This is a genomic window from Ferruginibacter albus (genome assembly GCF_020042285.1).
GTDB classification, from domain to species: domain Bacteria; phylum Bacteroidota; class Bacteroidia; order Chitinophagales; family Chitinophagaceae; genus Ferruginibacter; species Ferruginibacter albus.
Window position 1 is genome coordinate 2,069,301 of sequence record NZ_CP083388.1, and the last position, 17,343, is coordinate 2,086,643.

At 35.4% G+C, this 17,343-nt stretch carries 20 protein-coding genes; 9 read left to right on the forward strand and 11 right to left on the reverse strand.

Annotation, left to right across the window (positions count from 1 at the left end):
* Nucleotides 1-5: 5 nt before the first annotated feature.
* Entirely contained in the window at nt 6-536 is a 531-nt protein-coding gene (locus K9M53_RS08965) for a hypothetical protein (RefSeq protein ID WP_224013979.1), read from the reverse strand.
* A gap of 374 nt (nt 537-910) precedes the next feature.
* Here K9M53_RS08965 and K9M53_RS08970 point away from each other — a divergent pair, with 374 nt between their 5' ends.
* Nucleotides 911-2,527 (forward strand): endo-1,3-alpha-glucanase family glycosylhydrolase, encoded by a 1,617-nt coding sequence (locus K9M53_RS08970; protein WP_224013982.1) that lies wholly within the window; start codon nt 911-913, stop codon nt 2,525-2,527.
* A gap of 78 nt (nt 2,528-2,605) precedes the next feature.
* Here K9M53_RS08970 and K9M53_RS08975 read toward each other — a convergent pair whose 3' ends face one another.
* From K9M53_RS08975 to K9M53_RS08990, 4 genes are all read right to left on the reverse strand, one after another.
* Nucleotides 2,606-3,694: a T9SS type A sorting domain-containing protein gene (locus K9M53_RS08975; RefSeq protein ID WP_224013984.1), complete on the reverse strand. Its 1,089-nt coding sequence runs from the start codon at nt 3,692-3,694 to the stop codon at nt 2,606-2,608.
* A 208-nt stretch (nt 3,695-3,902) separates the two neighbouring features.
* Nucleotides 3,903-4,790, reverse strand: coding sequence for an ACP S-malonyltransferase (fabD, locus tag K9M53_RS08980; protein WP_224013986.1), 888 nt, complete (start codon nt 4,788-4,790; stop codon nt 3,903-3,905).
* A gap of 24 nt (nt 4,791-4,814) precedes the next feature.
* Nucleotides 4,815-5,375: a GTP cyclohydrolase I FolE gene (gene folE / locus K9M53_RS08985; protein ID WP_224013988.1), complete on the reverse strand. Its 561-nt coding sequence runs from the start codon at nt 5,373-5,375 to the stop codon at nt 4,815-4,817.
* Between the two features lie 88 nt (nt 5,376-5,463).
* Nucleotides 5,464-5,877, reverse strand: a complete 414-nt coding sequence (locus tag K9M53_RS08990) for a 6-pyruvoyl trahydropterin synthase family protein (RefSeq protein WP_224013990.1) — start codon at nt 5,875-5,877, stop codon at nt 5,464-5,466.
* 83 nt (nt 5,878-5,960) lie between these two features.
* Between K9M53_RS08990 and mqnB the strand changes: the two genes are divergently transcribed.
* Together mqnB and K9M53_RS09000 are read left to right on the forward strand one after the other, a co-directional pair.
* Nucleotides 5,961-6,581 carry a futalosine hydrolase gene (mqnB, locus tag K9M53_RS08995; RefSeq protein ID WP_224013992.1) on the forward strand — a complete coding sequence of 207 codons (621 nt, stop codon included), beginning with the start codon at nt 5,961-5,963 and terminating at the stop codon, nt 6,579-6,581.
* A 5-nt stretch (nt 6,582-6,586) separates the two neighbouring features.
* Nucleotides 6,587-7,426 (forward strand): 1,4-dihydroxy-6-naphthoate synthase, encoded by an 840-nt coding sequence (locus K9M53_RS09000; protein WP_224013994.1) that lies wholly within the window; start codon nt 6,587-6,589, stop codon nt 7,424-7,426.
* Here the strand turns inward: K9M53_RS09000 and pabC are convergent.
* The 3 genes from pabC to K9M53_RS09015 all read right to left on the reverse strand — a co-directional run bounded on the left by pabC (nt 7,416) and on the right by K9M53_RS09015 (nt 9,825).
* A complete protein-coding gene (gene pabC / locus K9M53_RS09005; RefSeq protein ID WP_224013995.1) occupies nt 7,416-8,264 on the reverse strand; it encodes an aminodeoxychorismate lyase in 849 nt (282 codons plus the stop codon). The two genes, K9M53_RS09000 and pabC, sit on opposite strands and share 11 nt — an antisense overlap.
* Before the next feature lie 54 nt (nt 8,265-8,318).
* Entirely contained in the window at nt 8,319-8,996 is a 678-nt protein-coding gene (locus K9M53_RS09010) for a response regulator transcription factor (RefSeq protein ID WP_224013996.1), read from the reverse strand.
* A 154-nt stretch (nt 8,997-9,150) separates the two neighbouring features.
* Nucleotides 9,151-9,825, reverse strand: coding sequence for a response regulator transcription factor (locus tag K9M53_RS09015; RefSeq protein ID WP_224013997.1), 675 nt, complete (start codon nt 9,823-9,825; stop codon nt 9,151-9,153).
* A 1,419-nt stretch (nt 9,826-11,244) separates the two neighbouring features.
* Here K9M53_RS09015 and K9M53_RS09020 point away from each other — a divergent pair.
* The 3 genes from K9M53_RS09020 to K9M53_RS09030 all read left to right on the forward strand — a co-directional run bounded on the left by K9M53_RS09020 (nt 11,245) and on the right by K9M53_RS09030 (nt 13,137).
* The gene (locus K9M53_RS09020; protein WP_224013998.1) at nt 11,245-11,514 is read left to right on the forward strand and encodes a hypothetical protein; all 270 of its coding nucleotides are present in this window, start codon (nt 11,245-11,247) and stop codon (nt 11,512-11,514) included.
* A gap of 36 nt (nt 11,515-11,550) precedes the next feature.
* Complete coding sequence (locus K9M53_RS09025) at nt 11,551-12,381, forward strand: sensor histidine kinase (RefSeq protein ID WP_224013999.1); 831 nt, start codon at nt 11,551-11,553, stop codon at nt 12,379-12,381.
* Nucleotides 12,382-12,465: 84 nt separating this feature from the next.
* The gene (locus K9M53_RS09030; RefSeq protein WP_224014000.1) at nt 12,466-13,137 is read left to right on the forward strand and encodes a response regulator transcription factor; all 672 of its coding nucleotides are present in this window, start codon (nt 12,466-12,468) and stop codon (nt 13,135-13,137) included.
* Here K9M53_RS09030 and K9M53_RS09035 read toward each other — a convergent pair.
* Together K9M53_RS09035 and trpS are read right to left on the reverse strand one after the other, a co-directional pair.
* Complete coding sequence (locus K9M53_RS09035; protein ID WP_224014001.1) at nt 13,134-13,769, reverse strand: deoxynucleoside kinase; 636 nt, start codon at nt 13,767-13,769, stop codon at nt 13,134-13,136. The two genes, K9M53_RS09030 and K9M53_RS09035, sit on opposite strands and share 4 nt — an antisense overlap.
* A 103-nt stretch (nt 13,770-13,872) precedes the next feature.
* Nucleotides 13,873-14,871, reverse strand: a complete 999-nt coding sequence (trpS, locus tag K9M53_RS09040; RefSeq protein WP_224014003.1) for a tryptophan--tRNA ligase — start codon at nt 14,869-14,871, stop codon at nt 13,873-13,875.
* A gap of 107 nt (nt 14,872-14,978) precedes the next feature.
* Between trpS and gatC the strand changes: the two genes are divergently transcribed.
* From gatC to K9M53_RS09055, 3 genes are all read left to right on the forward strand, one after another.
* On the forward strand, nt 14,979-15,269 hold the full coding sequence (gene gatC, locus K9M53_RS09045) for an Asp-tRNA(Asn)/Glu-tRNA(Gln) amidotransferase subunit GatC (protein WP_224014006.1): 291 nt from the start codon (nt 14,979-14,981) through the stop codon (nt 15,267-15,269).
* A 79-nt stretch (nt 15,270-15,348) separates the two neighbouring features.
* The gene (locus K9M53_RS09050; protein WP_315857659.1) at nt 15,349-16,053 is read left to right on the forward strand and encodes an ABC transporter ATP-binding protein; all 705 of its coding nucleotides are present in this window, start codon (nt 15,349-15,351) and stop codon (nt 16,051-16,053) included.
* 5 nt (nt 16,054-16,058) lie between these two features.
* The gene (locus K9M53_RS09055) at nt 16,059-16,625 is read left to right on the forward strand and encodes a cob(I)yrinic acid a,c-diamide adenosyltransferase (RefSeq protein ID WP_224014008.1); all 567 of its coding nucleotides are present in this window, start codon (nt 16,059-16,061) and stop codon (nt 16,623-16,625) included.
* 15 nt (nt 16,626-16,640) lie between these two features.
* On the opposite strand, the gene K9M53_RS09060 is transcribed toward K9M53_RS09055, so the two are convergent.
* The gene (locus K9M53_RS09060) at nt 16,641-17,297 is read right to left on the reverse strand and encodes an ABC transporter ATP-binding protein (RefSeq protein ID WP_224014010.1); all 657 of its coding nucleotides are present in this window, start codon (nt 17,295-17,297) and stop codon (nt 16,641-16,643) included.
* Between the last annotated feature and the right edge of the window lie 46 nt (nt 17,298-17,343).

Here is a 17,343-nt window from a genome sequence, read left to right on the forward strand (position 1 = left end):
CATTTTTAATTGTCAAGATCAAGAACTTTTGCTTTAAAATTTATCCTGCGTTTATAAGTTGGTAATTTTTCTATTGGCAATTCATTGCCACGTATTTCAGTCCAGGTAATAGCTTCTGTAAGTTTACAGCAGAACGAAATGGAGTTTATAGAATAGCCCCGATGGTAATTATCATAAATTGGTATACTGATAATAACTCTAAGCATTGTGTTCCCATTGCCTTCCAATTTAGTTGTATCATGAGCAGAAGGCAAAAGCCCCCAGTTTACATCGTATCCTGTAACGGAGATTGTTAAGTTAGATCTAGTTAATAGTGTTGGATAAATGTATGCTTCTGAGTTTTTTTGATTGTTATAATCAATAAAGAAATCCTGTATTTCTTTATTGATCTTATCCTGAGGATCATTAGCTTTTGCTAAAAAACGCTGTATTAATAATGCTTGATACCGATTTATTTCCTGCTTATCTTCACTTGCCAGAACCGGTGCTTTATTAATTTTTTTAAGATTGGCAATGTTTTGACTACTTGAAGTCAAATTAAGGCTCAACAATAAAATAAGTGAAAGAAAGCGTATGGTACAGTGCATATTTCAAAATAACTGGAAAGCTAAAAATAAAATTCTTAAACTTTTTGTAATTCGGCTCCACAGCCCTTTATTTTACTGCTAAGCGTGAGGGATTGAAGCGGAAATACTTTTTGCGAGGAACGATCAAAAAGATTGCAGCGTAAAGCCCGACCCTTGCGCAGCTTGGGGCACGCCATAAGTAGCCGTTTTGGATGGTTTTTTTGTAAAGATTTTACATAATTAAATGTTTTCTTTTACATTAAACTATCGGGTAAAAACTTTCTCTATATTTGTGTTATACTTACACAAAGTGTAGCTAACTTTATTCACTTATAAACAAACAAATGCAATTGAAACGACTTGCCTTCCCCACGGCTTTAGTTTTGCTATTGTTGAGCAACGTTTACACGTTTGCCCAGGACACATTAGCAAATCTCCCTGAATTAAGCATGCCGCTCACCTCTAAAAAATTGGTAATAGCGCACTGCATGACACACATCATTCGCTTTGAAGGACATGAATTTGAAGACGGATGCAATCCCAAATATTATCCAATTACGTCGCCGATCGGAGGTTATACGCAGGTAAACGTAATGGCAGACAGTATGCTGCAACACGCAAGCATTGCGGAAGCTGTTGAATATGAAATGCGTGCAGCCAAACGCTGCGGTATTGACGGTTTTCAATTTTACTACCCTTTGGGTAATGAAGCACTGGTAGATACAGTGATCAAAACTTATTTTAGAGTTGCCGACGAAAAAAATATCGACTTTAAGTTTACCTTCTGTTTTTCGCATCCTAATACACCGGGCCTGGACGAAAATGCCAAGCTGATACAATTTGCTATCAGGGTTAATGATATCATGAGTGCTGTTGGCCATGATAATAAACATTGGTTAAGAACTCCGGACGGCAGATTGATCGTTTATTTATGGTATGGCGAACAAATAGCAGATATTCCTACTGATAATTTGGGAAAGCCTGCAGCTTATTACCAGGCACGTGCTTACCGGAAATTAGCCGGCGCTTGTAATGAAAGATTTGCCTGCATGTATTCCATAAATACACAGGTTGACAAAGCCTTTTTGGATGATGTATTAGATTATTTCCCGGGGGTTTGGCTATGGACGGAATCTTATGAACGCAAAGGACAGGATGTGATGGTAGCTAACTATTGCAAAAAAAGAAAGCGTGCCTATACGGGTACTGTTTTCCCTGATTTTTATACTTCAAAAGTTTTAAAACCTAATGATCCTGAATGGCATATTTTAAATAATGCAGATGCTGAATCAGCCGGCTTAGGGGGAATGCAACGTAAATACATGGCAACCGGTTTATCGCAAACATTCAGAAACCTGATGGACTTTGCTATTAAAAATGATGCCCCTATTGTAAATGTGGTTACCTGGAACGATTATCCGGAAGGGCACCATTTAGCACCGGAAAGCAATCATAATTTTGGCTTCTCTGTTTTGTTGAATTATTATAAAAGCGTTCTGCAAGGTGCTGCCAATCCTTACGAAGGAAAGGACGTAGCCATTGCCTTTTTTAAAAAATATAAGAATGGCGTTTCGCCAAAGCCTTATAAAGTTTCGTTGGAAACAATTGGTCGTACGCTACCGGAATTATCGCCATCTACCATCAGCAGCATTGAAGATTCGATAGAAGTAGTTACTATTTTACCGCAGCCTGCACAATTAGTGGTAAACGGAGAAAAAGTGAATGTGCCTGCAGGATTATGCTCTACACGCTTTAAATCTCAACCGGGCAATGTAAGTGTTGCAATTGAAAGAAATGGTGTAGTTTCAAAAAGCTTCATTACTCCTGAAGGAATTACTGATAAGCCTCAGAGAACAGATAGGCTTACTTATTCATACAGTACAGAGGAAAAGGATTTTTATGGAGACATCTTTGGCAATATGCCTTTAAAAGATATTTCTCAATACAGCACTAAACATTAATCTTCATTAATTTAATAAAAACAGATGCCGGAAATACTTCCGGCATTGTTGTTTTTATGGACCGCTCCTATAACAAATCTATTCGAATTGCAATTGAAATGTTTTAATACTTTTATTGCTACCAACGACCTTTAGCTGATACATTCCTTTTGCTATATTTTTATTGATCGATATGGCTTGTGATGAACTTCCAGCATTATGCTCAATTATTTTACTGGCAATTAATTGCCCGTTGCTATTCGTTAAATACAAATAATAATTTCCTTTAGGCATATTGCTTAATTCCAAGAAAAAAATACCATCATGAACCGGATTGGGATATACATCAACAGCTGACCTTACAATATCATTAATAACTACAATTTTGCTGTATTGGATTTTACCTTGTACATCAGTGCTACGTACCCGATAAAAGCTTTGCGAAGAAGAAGTGTTGCCATCTGTCCATTTGTATTGTACATTATTATTGTTAGCTGGAATAATAGCAACAGTACTAAAATTATTTCCATCGCCTGATCTTTCAATTGAATAGTTTACAATATTCAATTGATTCTCTACCTGCCATTGCAGCACTGCATTGTTGTTTTGTTGCAAAATTTCAATACTGCTATACGTAACCGGCACAGGAGCACCGCTTGGTAAGGGAATAATTATTACTGTAAAGCGACTGGCATCTTGCGAAGCTATAGTATTATCAATAGTAAAATTAAAACTCGTGGCTGTATCAAGACTAAATAAAACTGTTTTACCTGTATAAGCATCTTTTAAATATCCCTGTAAAGTGCCCGGACTAAAGTTTGTAGGTGTAAATGTAAATTGATAAGAGCGTTGAGTGGTTTTGGTAAGATTTAAAAACAAGGTATCGTTGGATTGAATGGTAGGTCTTCTTTCAATGGAAAGTAATTTACCATTTCTTAATAAGCCCAAATTTTCATTGAGATTGGTCAGTTTGGTTGCATCTAAATAATCTACCCCAGCACTAAAATCACTCCTGAATTGAGCAACAGTTCCATCAGCAGGATATGCAGTACCATCAGGATACAATAAATTTAAATCGATATGAAGAGTTGCTGTGGGTATTGGTGTGCTGTTTGCAGCATTTGCTGCAACTAAAAGACAGGAAGTTTGAAAGGTGAACAATAAAAAAGCAAGCGTACATTTTCTCATGACCTAAAGTTTTAATTACTAAATGCAGGTCGATGATATTGTATCATTAGAACCGATACAACAAACATCAATGTTGATTAATTAGAAACAATAAACTTTGGAGGAGGGGTACGCTTTAATAAGATTGGATAGAGACAAACAAAGCTAAGCTATGTCTTTTAAAAATCAAAGCATTTAAACATATAAAAATTCAGCTTATAAATAAGCACTAGCTCAATCCATTAGTAATCATCTCTTTATTGATTTTCTGCACCAGCCCTTGTAAAACTTTACCCGGGCCAACTTCTGTGAATTGTGTAGCGCCGTCTGCTATCATTGCCTGCACGCTTTGTGTCCATTTAACAGCCCCGGTTAATTGATCGATCAAATTTTTCTTTATTTCAGCACCATCTATAACTGCCTTTGCTACCACATTTTGATAAACAGGACAGGAAGGAATACCAAATGTTGTTGTTTCAATAGCTGCAGCCAATTCTTCTTTTGCCGGTAACATTAATGGAGAGTGAAATGCACCTCCAACAGGTAATACCAATGCTCTTTTAGCACCCGCAGCTTTCATTCTTTCACAGGCTATTTCAATTCCTTTTAATGAACCGCTGATAACCAATTGTCCGGGGCAATTATAATTTGCGGCAACAACCACCTCTCCTGTTTCACTTTGAACAGAGTTACATATTTCTTCCACTTTTGCATCGTCCAAAGCCAAAACCGCAGCCATGGTGGACGGGTTTATTTCACATGCCTTTTGCATAGCGCCGGCACGTATGGCAACCAAACGCAACGCATCCTCAAAGCTTAATACATGATTGGCTACCAATGCAGAAAACTCTCCCAATGAATGTCCTGCTACCATATCCGGCTTTGCAGGCTGCAACGTTTTAAATGCAATTACAGAATGTAGAAAAACGGCGGGTTGTGTTACTTTCGTTTGCTTTAGATCCTCATCACTGCCTTCGAACATTATTTTAGCAATATCAAAACCCAGGATATCATTTGCTTTGTCGAATAATTTTGCTGCTGTTGGATTGGTCTCATATAAATTTTTACCCATTCCACTAAACTGAGAACCTTGTCCCGGAAATACAAATGCTTTCATACTTTATTTATCTGTTATTCTTTCTTAATGAAGATTAGCTGTAATCAATTTCAAGAATTCACTACGAGTAGGATTTTTCATAAACTCGCCATCAAATGCAGATGTTGTAGTTACAGAGTTTTGTTTTTGAACACCTCTCATCATCATACATAAATGCGACGCTTCTATAACAACCGCTACTCCCAATGGATTTAGGGCGCCTTTAATACAAGTTAATATCTGATGGGTTAACCTTTCCTGAACCTGTAGTCTTCTGCTATACACATCTACTACACGAGCAAGCTTACTTAAGCCGGTTATATAACCATTAGGGATATACGCAATATGCGCTTTACCATAAAATGGCAGCATATGATGCTCACACATGCTATATAATTCAATATCTTTTACAATCACCATATCTTTTACCTCTTCAGTAAATTTTGCAGAATTCAATATGGCATGTGCATCCATATGATAACCCTGTGTCATAAACTGCATTGCCTTGGCCATACGCTCAGGAGTCTTTAACAGTCCTTCACGTTCAACATCTTCTCCTAACAAGGATATAGATTCCCGATAGCTTTGTATAAGCCCAGAGGTCACTTTGTCTTCGTAGTGCTCTGCTTTTTGATATGCCATAAATAAAATTGAAGATTATTATAATGAAAGAGCCTAACAATTAATAAGAGAATTAGTTGCCAAAATATTCAATATAAATACGGGGCGTTTCATACAGCTTAATACTATGTAAAGCAACGCCTTCCTCTCTCAGTACAGGTTCTAATTGACCCCAAATAGCAACTGTAAGACTTTCAGCCGTTGTGAATTTTCCTGCCATAAAATCAACGTCCATATTCAGGTTCTTGTGATCTATTTTATCACACACATATTCTTTAATAATTACACTAAGACGCTTCGCATTAAAAATAAAGCCTGTTTCTGGTTGAGGTTCGCCTTTGATCGTTACATGAATTTCATAATTGTGCCCATGCCAATTCTCATTAGCACATTTACCAAACACTTCTTTATTCTTTTCTGCAGACCATTCTGTATTCCAAAGCTTATGTGCTGCATTAAAGTGTTCTACCCTAGTTAAATAAACCATTTATCATTTTTTTGCAAAGTTAATATTATAGCCTTATAATCGCAATTATAACAAGCTTCGCCAAAAATGCTGAAATTTGTCCTATGATATTATTAGTAGCTGCTACTGAATTCGAAATTCCTTCATTTATGAATAAAGAGGATGCCCATTTAGATGTATTGATCGGTGGTATTGGCATTGCTTCAACGATCTATCATTTACAAAAGAGATTGCATCAATTTGATTATGACCTGATCATACAGGCTGGTATTGCAGGTGCCTTTGATAACAGCTTATCTTTAGGTGAAACCGTATTAATAAAACAAGATGCTTTTGGTGATATGGGCATGGAAGAAAAGAATAATTTTACGCCCGTTTTTCGCTCAGGATTTATGAATGCAAATGAATTCCCGTTCAATGAAGGATGGTTAACGAATGAAAATAAAATTTTAAACCAGTCTCAACTAAAAACAGTAGGTGCTGTTACTGTAAATAAAGTAACCGATAGTATTATTCAAAAGGAACAATTATTAAAAAACTTTTCGCCGGTAGTTGAAAGTATGGAAGGTGCAGCTTTTCATTATGTGTGTTTGCAGGAAAACATTCCCTTTATACAATTGCGAAGCATTAGTAATTATGTGGGGGAAAGAGACAAAAGCAAGTGGAAGATGAAAGATGCTGTCATCAACCTCAACAATGAATTGCATAAACTGATAAACAATTAACCAATTTGAAACACAAACTTACTTTAGGCTTTTCTCCCTGCCCAAACGATACATTTATATTTGATGCACTTGTAAATAAAAAAATCGATACAGAAGATCTGGAATTTGATGTTGTTCTGGAGGATGTTCAAACATTGAACAACTGGGCAATAGAAGGCAAATTAGATATCACCAAGCTTAGCTATGGTGTATTGCCGTTGGTATTGAACGAGTATATTGTATTAAATAGTGGCAGCGCTTTGGGAAAAGGTGTTGGACCATTGCTGATAGCAAATTCCAAATTTCAAATTACTGATTCTAAAATAGAAGATCAACTAATTGCTATCCCGGGAGAGAATACAACGGCGCATTTGCTTTTTTCCCTAGCTTATCCCAATGCAAAAAACAAGCTCTTTTTACGTTATGATGAAATTGAGGACTTTGTTTTAAAGAATAAAGGCTTGGGAGTTATCATCCATGAAAATCGATTTACTTACGAGCAAAAAGGATTGGCAAAAATAATTGACCTGGGAGATTATTGGGAAAAGCAAACCAACAACTCTATTCCTTTAGGCGGTATTGTTATTAAAAGAAGTTTTGACACTAAACTGCAGAAAAAAGCTGATACATTGATCAGAAAAAGCATTGAGTTTGCATACAGCAATTATCCTGAATTAAATGATTACATACGCAAACACTCCCAGGAAATGAGTGAAGATGTAATGCGTAAACATATCGATTTGTACGTAAATAATTTTTCTATTGATTTGGGTGCAGAAGGAAGATCAGCCATAGAGAAGTTGATTGAAGTTTTTAAGCAGACCAATAATAGAACAATTGCGTCTTCCGATATTTTCAGAGAATAAGAGAAGAATAAATTTCCTGTGTCATCTTATTATCAAACTTTCTATTTTCTATAGCTTGCACCCAACGAATGGCATTGATGGAATTTGTTACAAATACTTCATCCGCATTCAGTAATTCGTCTTTATTGATGGCTGCTTCTTTTACATTATAGTTTGCAGAAAGAAGTTTATTGAGTAATACTTTTCGCATTACACCTGCCACGCAGCCTTCGCTTAAAGCCGGTGTACAAATTACTTGATCCTTAATTATAAAAATATTAGCGATGGTAGTTTCACAAACCCTGTTAAAACTGTTTAATAATACCGCATCATTCCAGTTTTGCTGCTTTACCTGTAACGCTGCAAATACATTCGGCAAATAGTTACTATGCTTTAAGTTGCTTAACACATCACAACTTTTTTTTACTTCATTGCAAATGCCCATTATCAATCCTTCCTGGTTCCATTTACCTGCCTGTTCTGCCAAAGACCAGGCTTGAATTATATAATTCGGGAAATTATCTTTTATCGTAAACAGATCTCCTTCTCCTCTAAAAACAGATAACCGAACTCTTGCATTCAACAAATTGCTTTCTTTAATCAATGCGATTATCTCTTCCTGTAAAAAATGTGGTGTAAAGTTGGGTGGAATGGAAAATTGCAGAATGGAAAGCCCTTTCCATAAGCGAGCAAAATGCTCATCAGCAAAAATGATCTCGCCGTTTTTTACTTTAATTGTCTCAAACAAGCCATCGCCATAACGCAATGCCCTGCTATCAGGACTTAGTATTGAATTTCCGTCTTTGTATATCTTTCCGTTATAGTTAAAAAAATTGCCCATCGTAAAAACAACGGGCAAATGTACTCTATTTTGTTTCCCTTTAGAGGAGTCAGAAGGTGCTTTTAAAAGTACTTACTGTTCCAATATTTTATGTTTTACTGCATACATGATCAAACCTGCAGTAGTTTTAGCGCCGGTTTTAACCTTTAATTTATCACGAATAGCTTCTACAGTACGAGGGCTTAGATCAACGATATCAGCAATTTCTTTCGTACTTTTTTCTTCGCACATCAACTTAAGAATGGTCATTTCTTTATCGTTCAAATGCGTTTCCTGCTGCGTCATTTTTTGTGGAGAAGCCGTATTGCGTTGCTTTAAATTGGTAAGCAATGCTTTATTCGTAAGCGAATTGAAATAATACTCCTGTTCAAAACAGGTTTTGATAGCTTCGTAAATAATTTCACTATCGCTGGTTTTAGCCAGGTAACTATTAGCTCCCAGCTCCATTAATTTTGTGATCATGCTATGATCGTCCATAAACGTAAGCATGATAACTTTAATATGAGGCCAGTTCTTTTTAATTTCAGGAAGTGCACCAATACCATCCATGATAGGCATTTGAATATCCAGCAAGATCACATCCGGCTGGATCATTTTAAGCATATTAAGTAAATGCACGCCATTATCGGCTTCTGCAATTACCTTAATATCCTTTTTGGCGCTTAATGCAGTCTTTACTCCCGCACGATACAACACATGATCATCTGCTATTATCACCTTTATCGGTTCTATATGTTCTGAATTTTGCATATCAATGTTTTTTGGTTATTTATAGGATATGTTCGAATTTAAATGCAAGTTGTCACTTTTTTAAACACTATAGTATAGGAAAACTACCTGTTATTTTACATGGGAAATATACCATGCTCATCTGAAGTAGATTTCCGCAACATTGTTTTCTTAATTATTCTATCAGTTTGTTTCTCATTCCGTACATAATTAAACCGCCTATCGTTTTAGCATTTACCTTGGCTTTCATGTTCTGACGAATGGTTTCTATCGTACGCGGACTTAAGAAAATTATCTTTGATATTTCTTCAGTGGTCTTATCCTCTGCCAATAATTGCAATATTTTCAACTCTTTCTCATTAAAATGTACCGGTGTGGAAGTTCCATAATGCTGACGGACATTCTTTTTCTGCATCAACTTCCCCATTACCGCCTTATTCACCAACTCATTAAAGTAAAAATCATCGTTCATACATGTAAGTATGGCTTCGTATATTTCCTCAGGATCGGTAGTTTTGGTCAAATAGGCGTTTGCTCCCATTTCCATCATCTTGCTGATCATTTGCTGATCGTCGTACATAGTCAGCACTATGATCTTAATATCTTCATATTCCTTTCTAATAAGTTCAATTCCGTTGATACCGTCAATTTCCGGCATTCTAATATCCATTAACAGCACTTCCGGCTTTTTAATAGATATTTTATGCATCATATCTTTTCCATCTTCCGCTTCCCAAAGCATTTTAAGGTTTTGTTTGCTTGAAAGCGCCATTTTAATTCCATCTCTGAATATCTTATGGTCATCAGCAATAGCAATCTTAATAAGATAATCGTTAGGGGTAGTAGCCATAATTGTAAGTAAATTTCTTTTGTTCTATAATGATTTATTTCTTTTTGCCGGCTTTATGTAAATCTTCTATAGTAAAACCAACACTATAGAAACGAAAAAATACCTGTTTGATTGTATAAAGCCCTATTTTTTTATGTATTCCAATTGTTATTATAAGACATAATATCATCATTATAAATTCAATCCCTTGTCTTAGTAGTATCACTTAGTATAAATACGAATTAAAAAATGCGTGATTCTACTAGTTTTCTTTTACCGGAAAGTAAATACATCAATTCTTAAAAAGGGTGTTTCCGCTCTTCCATAGGCAATCTGCGGAAATTATCTTTGTTCTCAGTTGATTGACATTGGTGACGTAGTTTATTATCCTGTTTATCCAACTATCCTTTAAACGAAAAACACACTAACCAATCATCCAATATCGCTAGTTAAATCCTGTTTGTGCTTGAGTTTCCAGTGTCAATCAACTCTTTTATCATTGTTCCGCTTAAAAGTCCAACAGAAATTGAGAAATTAATAGTTTTATTTTTAAACAGGTGTTGATAACCGACATTATTCACATTACATTAAAAGATATCAACATTTGTTCCCTGCCTGTATTTTGAGCCTAAAATGACTCTATCTTCATGGAAATCCAATTGACGTAAATCAAATAAAACTTTTCCCCATAGTAGGATTACTATGGGATATTACGTTTTTTTTCCTTAGTAAATTTACTATATAACTTCGTATATTTGCTCGACTTTTGATTCGTTACTTTACGAATTTTTGTTGTAAAACCCCCATTCCTACTGATTTTCGAGCGTTTCTACGCCTTTTATATATGCTTTTATCGGTTGTTGGTAAAAGTTTTTTGGGGGATGTTTACATCTCAAAATTTAAACTAAACCTCAAAAACTTACGACAATGTTTCACAAAGACGAAGTTTCTTTATTCGCTAACGACTAAGTAAATTTTGATTTTGGATGGTAGTTAGTTATTTTTGAAAAAACTAATTGCGATTTGGACATTCTACGAAATTTAACTTACTTAACTGAAGCCTTACCTTGTATCTTTTGTATTGTTTTTCGAAAGAAGATTAATACCAAAGATTTCAAGGTTTTTTTTATTTATACCAGTTTGTTCCTCACGTTTCTTCTTTTAAGGCTTTATGTTAGGTATTATATTTACTCTCCGCCTCTTAAAATACTGATTATCAGAGTAATTATAGTTATTGAATTTGTTTCGCTGTGTTTATTTTATTATTATAATATTAAAAACAAATATAAGAAGTGGATTTTTCTCACTTTCGGCGTTTTATTTTGCCTCTATTCCATCTACGATTATACCATTACTCCCAAGGATGATTTCAATTATATTCCTTTAGTTATAGAATCTTTATTTTTTTTATTGGTCATTCCATATTTTTTTTATGAAAATATGCGTTATAGCATTGAAAAGCCTGTTTATCAATTACCAAGCTTTTGGATATCGATAGCTTTTCTAATATATTTTTCAGGTAATTTCTTTCAGTTTATGTATTCAAAATATTATACAGATCCTGAATTTATTGCCTTATCAAATATGGTATATGATATTGTAACCATTATAAAAGACCTTTTGCTATGTATTGCTGTAATAGTTAACAACCAACAACAAAAACAAATTAGTGCATCTAATATCCCTATCAGTATAGACCTTAAATTTTAACCATAAAGTAAAAACACCAACCCTTTTAACGATAAAATGATTTTTTTACAAGTTACAACCAGCGCTTCTTCGGGCTTTAGCTATATTATGCTATTTGGCACGTTGGCTATGATAAGCCTTACGCTGGGTATTGTATTCTTTGTAATATTTCACCAACGAAAAGTTATTCGTTTCAATAATGAATTAAAGCGTTTGGAAGATGAAAAACAACAGATACTTCTAAATGCATCTATTAAATTCCAGGAAGAAGAAAGAAACCGTATTGCGGCAGATCTGCATGATGATGTTGGTCCACTATTAGCCACAGCCCGTTTATATTTAAACGAAAACCTGATAAACCAGGAACCGGCAGCTCAACTACAATCTATTTTCAGCGCCAAACAAATTATTGACGATTCTATACAATTGATCAGGAATATCAGCCATAGTATGATGCCTCCTACCCTTAGAAACTTTGGATTGGAGAGTGCAATGAGTGATCTGTTCCAGAAAATAAACGGAAGCGGCACCTTAAATGCAAGCGTTCGTTTTCACGATTACCGGACAAGATTGAAATTAGAGCAGGAATTGCTCATTTTCAGGATCATACAAGAGTTGATCAATAACATTATTAAGCATAGTAACGCCGGCTTCATACATCTTACTCAAAATGCCAATGCTACACATATGTACCTGCGCCTGCATCACGATGGACAAGGTATTGTTCAGGCTGAATTCGATCGCTTAAACCATGTAGCATCTGGATTAGGCTTAAAAAATATCGCCAGTCGTGTAAAAGTTTTAAACGGTCGTATATATTTCGAAATTGATCCTAGCCACACTTATTATAAGGTTACATTAGAAGTTCCCAAAGAATTAGCAGCATAAATAATAGATTATTAAACAATACTTTAAAAGAATACTTTAAACAAAATTCTTTTTTTGTATTTTTACGAACCTATCCTAATATTTATGAACGAAGAAGAAATAATCGGCGAAGAGATTAAAGTTGCTATTGCTGACGATCACAAGATTTTCAGAAGGGGTGTTATCCTGTCTTTAAAGCCTTACAATAACATAAAATTTGTAATGGAAGCCGATAACGGCGATGATTTGCTTGCAAAAATCCCTGAGTCTCAACCGGATGTAATTTTATGCGACCTAAAAATGCCTGTTCGCGACGGCATTGATACTACAAAACAGGTTACCAAGCTTTTTCCTAATATTCGTGTTATCATTTTAACCATGTACGAAGATGAACGCTTTGTAGGTCATTTAATGGATTGTGGTGCTGCAGGATACCTTCTTAAAAGTACAGAACCCACAGAGATCAGAAAAGCCATTACCGATGTAATGCGTACAGGCTTTTACCTTAACCCTTTCGTAAATAAAGTTTTAATCAAGAAAAATTACAGTAAGCAAAAATTCAACCCCACCCTTACTTCGGAAGTTGTGATTAGTGAAAGAGAAAAAGAAGTGCTTACTTTAGTTTGTATGGAATACACTGCTTCTGAAATTGCTCAAAAAATGGACATCAGTGCCAGAACTGTAGAAGCGATCAAGGATCGTTTGATGGAACGTTTTGGTGTTAAGAACAGCGTTGGTTTGGTATTCTATGCAATGAAAAACCAGTTGATAGATTAAAACAATCCAAACAACATCGAGTCTATCTTGGTAATGATTTGTCCAAAATGCTCTTCGTTTTCTGCAAATTTATTTTTATCTGAATCAATAACTAATAACGGACCTTCTTTGTAATTATCGATCCAGTTATTGTAATAATCATTTAATTTTTTCAGATAATCCAGGCGAATATTTTCTTCGTATTCTCTCCCCCGCTTTTGAATTTGTGCAACCAATGTTGGTACAGATGCTTTTAAGTAAATTAAAAGATCCGGGGGCTGCACCATTGTTTTCAATGTTTCAAAAAACTTGAAGTAATTGTCAAAATCTCGTTTGCCCATTAAACCCATATCGTGCAGGTTTGGAGCAAATATGTGTGCATCTTCATAAATCGTTCTGTCTTGTATCACTGTTTCTGTGCCACGACGAATTTCCAGCAATTGATTCAATCTGCTATTTAAGAAAAATATTTGCAGGTTGAAACTCCATCTTGGCATGTCTTCATAAAAATCATTCAGATAAGGATTGTGATCAACATCTTCAAATTGAGGAATCCATTTATAATGTTTGCTTAATAGTTCCGTTAAAGTAGTTTTTCCTGCGCCAATGTTCCCGGCTATTGCTATGTGTTTTGGTTTGTTTGCTTTTGCCATAAATTAATTACAAATTGAAGATTGCAGGTAACAAATTAATACTTCAGAATTCAAAATAACGGACTTCAATATAGATATTCTTTTTGAAATGTAGTTTACTATTTTAGTAATTAAAGCCCATTGCTTCTCTTACCAATTGCATAGTGGCTTTTGCGCTCGCCCTGGCTTTCTCTGCACCTAAGTCCATTACTTTTTTTAAATATACTTCATCCTGTAAAATACTATTTGTCTTTTCACGAACAGGGGTAATGAACATCACCATATCTTCAGCCAATTGCTTCTTCATATCACCATAACGGATAACACAATTATTATAATCGTCTTCAAATTTTTTTATAGTGTCTGGCGATGAAACCAATTTCATCAACGCAAAAATATTTTCTATGTAATCAGGCTTGGTTGAGTTGGGTTCTATTGGTCCGCTATCTGTTTTAGCTTTCATCACTTTCTTACGAATCAATTCATCATCATCGGCCAAATACAATGTTGCCAATTGATTTTCACTTTTACTCATCTTACCCGAACCATCTAAACTTGGCACTTTTACCAATTCATCGTTATAATTAAATGCTATCGGCTCCGGAAAAACATCTCCATAACGATGATTAAACCGGTTCACAAAATTTCTTGCCATCTCTAAATGCTGTTCCTGGTCTTTACCAACAGGAACATACCTGGCTCTATGCAAAACGATATCAGCCGTTTGTAAAACGGGATATGTCAATAATCCTGCATTCACATTTTCAGGTTGTAACCGAACTTTATCTTTAAATGTAGTTGTTTTTTCCAATTCACCCTTATAGGCTAACATGTTTAAATACAAATACAATTCTGATGTTTCATATACATGGCTTTGACAATATAATGCCGCTTTTTCAGGATCTAATCCGCAAGCTATATTTTCTGCCAACACACGATGCACATTTGCTTTTAATTCTTTTGTATCTGGATGGGTTGTAAGAGAATGCAGATCTGCCACCATAAAATAACATTCAAAATCATCCTGCATTCTTACATAATTGCGGATAGCACCAAAGTAGTTACCCAAATGCAAAAAGCCTGTTGGACGAATACCACTCATTACTATTTCTTTCTTACTCATAAGGAGAACGAAGATAACTACCATTTACGATTTACGAATGACGAATTACGGTTTTAAATACTCAAATTCCTAAATCGGTATCCGCTATATTCCATTATTTTTGTTATATGGAAATTACCAACGAATTAGTAGATAAAATTGCCCATCTGTCGAGATTACATTTTGATGAAACAGAAAAAGGAGCTATTAAGCAAGATCTGCAGAGAATGATACAGTTTGTGGAAAAGCTGAATGAACTAGACACATCTGGTGTAGAACCTCTTTTACACATGACAGATAACGTAAATATTTTAAGAGAAGATAATGTAAAAGGAAGTATTTCCCGTGAAGAAGGCTTGAGAAATGCACCTTTGCCAGATGATCAATTTTTTAAAGTTCCTAAAGTGATAAAAAAGTGAGACAAGAATCGTCAAACATCAATTGAATATTTTTGATTCTCACGATCAACGCTTCAGGTTTCACCTCCTAATAACAAACATGAACTCCATTATTCATCTAAATAATATTCAAAAAAGCTATTATCTCGGCAAACAAGAGTTGCCCGTTTTAAAAGGTATTACTATGGATATTCTTAAGAATGAATATGTAGCGCTAATGGGACCAAGCGGCAGCGGCAAAAGTACCTTAATGAATATTTTAGGCTGTCTCGACTCTCCTACCGGCGGACAATATATTTTAAACGGTAAAGATGTAAGCAGGATGCCAGATAACGATCTGGCTGAGGTTCGCAATAAAGAAATAGGATTTGTATTTCAACAATTCAATTTATTGCCTCGCTTATCTGCTGTTGAAAATGTAGCATTACCGCTTATCTATAGTGGTATCAACAAAAAGGAACGCATGGATCGTGCCATGCAGGCATTGGAAAAAGTGAGCCTTACGGATAGAAGTCATCACAAACCCAATGAATTGAGCGGCGGACAATGCCAGCGTGTGGCAATTGCCAGAGCGCTGATCAATACCCCTTCAATTATTTTAGCAGATGAACCCACGGGAAACCTGGATACAAAAACATCTATAGAAATTATGGATATTTTTGGCGAGATACATGCCCAGGGAAACACGGTTATTTTAGTGACGCATGAAGAAGATATTTCCGCATATGCACATCGCATTATTCGTTTACGCGATGGTGTTATTGAAAGCGATAAAAAGAAAGAATTCACAACAAGCCTTTCCTGATAATAATGTCTATTAAAATTTATACTAAAACAGGCGATGGTGGTAAAACCTCGTTGATCGGTGGCACTAAGGTCGCTAAAAGCGATCTGCGTATTGAAACATATGGAACAATCGATGAGCTGAATTCGTATATAGGGCTGGTAAATGACCATCTTGCAGAAGAGCATAGTAAAACAATTTTAAAAGAAGTTCAAGACCGTTTATTTACCATTGGTTCATCTCTTGCTTGCGATACAGACAAAGAACCTAAAATGAAGATTCCTGATCTTAAAGAAGAAGATATATTACTACTGGAGAAAGAAATTGACAAGATGAATGAAGTATTACCTGAAATGAAATCTTTTATTCTTCCCGGTGGTCATGTTGCTGTTTCTACCACACATATTGCACGCTGTGTTTGCAGAAGAAGTGAGCGGCTTTGTGTAAACATGACTGAAAGCAATTTATTCGTAGAGCCTTTGATAATAAAATATCTTAATCGTTTGAGCGATTATCTTTTTGTTTTGGCTAGATATATTGGGCATTTACTTAACGTAAAAGAAATTGCCTGGAAACCCCGATTGAATGGGTAATTTTTATGGAATAGATTATTGATCTACCATCTTTCCATCCTTCATATGTAATATCCTATCGCTTAGTTGCGCCAATTCCTCGTTATGTGTTACAATTAAAAAAGTCTGGGCGAATTGATTACGCAGATCCATAAACAACTGATGTAGTTCTTTTGCATGAATACTATCTAAATTTCCTGTAGGTTCATCCGCCATTACGATTGCAGGATTATTTATTAAAGCTCTTGCTACAGCAACCCGCTGCTGTTCACCCCCTGAAAGCTGTTGAGGCTTATTTTCCAACCTTGCTCCTAACCCTAATATTTGCAACAATTCTTTTGCTCTTGATTGTACATCTTTCTTTTTTTTGCCGGCGATCCATCCCGGAATACAAACATTTTCCAGTGCAGTAAATTCCGGCAGCAAATGATGAAACTGGAAAACAAAACCGATGGATTGGTTACGAAATGCAGCCAGCTTTTTCCCTGAAAGTTCATCAATACGCTTATCGTTTAATGAAATAGAGCCTTTATCTGCCTTATCCAAAGTACCTAAAATATGCAGCAGCGTACTTTTTCCGGCTCCGGAAGAGCCAACAATACTCACTACTTCTCCTTTGTTAATGGTAATATCAACCCCCTGTAAAACCGGCAACGAACCATAATTTTTAAAAATATTTGAAGCCTTCAGCATGCCTCTAAAATAACTAATAAATAAGAATACACAATAATTTTAGCGA

Coding starts and splice junctions, on each gene's coding strand:
- K9M53_RS08970 (WP_224013982.1), top strand. CDS start 911: ATGCAATTGAAACGACTTGCCTTCCCCACGGCTTTAGTTTTGCTATTG.
- K9M53_RS08975 (WP_224013984.1), bottom strand. CDS start 3,694: ATGAGAAAATGTACGCTTGCTTTTTTATTGTTCACCTTTCAAACTTCC.
- fabD (WP_224013986.1), bottom strand. CDS start 4,790: ATGAAAGCATTTGTATTTCCGGGACAAGGTTCTCAGTTTAGTGGAATG.
- K9M53_RS08990 (WP_224013990.1), bottom strand. CDS start 5,877: ATGGTTTATTTAACTAGGGTAGAACACTTTAATGCAGCACATAAGCTT.
- mqnB (WP_224013992.1), top strand. CDS start 5,961: ATGATATTATTAGTAGCTGCTACTGAATTCGAAATTCCTTCATTTATG.
- K9M53_RS09010 (WP_224013996.1), bottom strand. CDS start 8,996: ATGCAAAATTCAGAACATATAGAACCGATAAAGGTGATAATAGCAGAT.
- K9M53_RS09015 (WP_224013997.1), bottom strand. CDS start 9,825: ATGGCTACTACCCCTAACGATTATCTTATTAAGATTGCTATTGCTGAT.
- K9M53_RS09020 (WP_224013998.1), top strand. CDS start 11,245: ATGCGTTATAGCATTGAAAAGCCTGTTTATCAATTACCAAGCTTTTGG.
- K9M53_RS09025 (WP_224013999.1), top strand. CDS start 11,551: ATGATTTTTTTACAAGTTACAACCAGCGCTTCTTCGGGCTTTAGCTAT.
- K9M53_RS09030 (WP_224014000.1), top strand. CDS start 12,466: ATGAACGAAGAAGAAATAATCGGCGAAGAGATTAAAGTTGCTATTGCT.
- K9M53_RS09035 (WP_224014001.1), bottom strand. CDS start 13,769: ATGGCAAAAGCAAACAAACCAAAACACATAGCAATAGCCGGGAACATT.
- trpS (WP_224014003.1), bottom strand. CDS start 14,871: ATGAGTAAGAAAGAAATAGTAATGAGTGGTATTCGTCCAACAGGCTTT.
- gatC (WP_224014006.1), top strand. CDS start 14,979: ATGGAAATTACCAACGAATTAGTAGATAAAATTGCCCATCTGTCGAGA.
- K9M53_RS09050 (WP_315857659.1), top strand. CDS start 15,349: ATGAACTCCATTATTCATCTAAATAATATTCAAAAAAGCTATTATCTC.
- K9M53_RS09055 (WP_224014008.1), top strand. CDS start 16,059: ATGTCTATTAAAATTTATACTAAAACAGGCGATGGTGGTAAAACCTCG.
- K9M53_RS09060 (WP_224014010.1), bottom strand. CDS start 17,297: ATGCTGAAGGCTTCAAATATTTTTAAAAATTATGGTTCGTTGCCGGTT.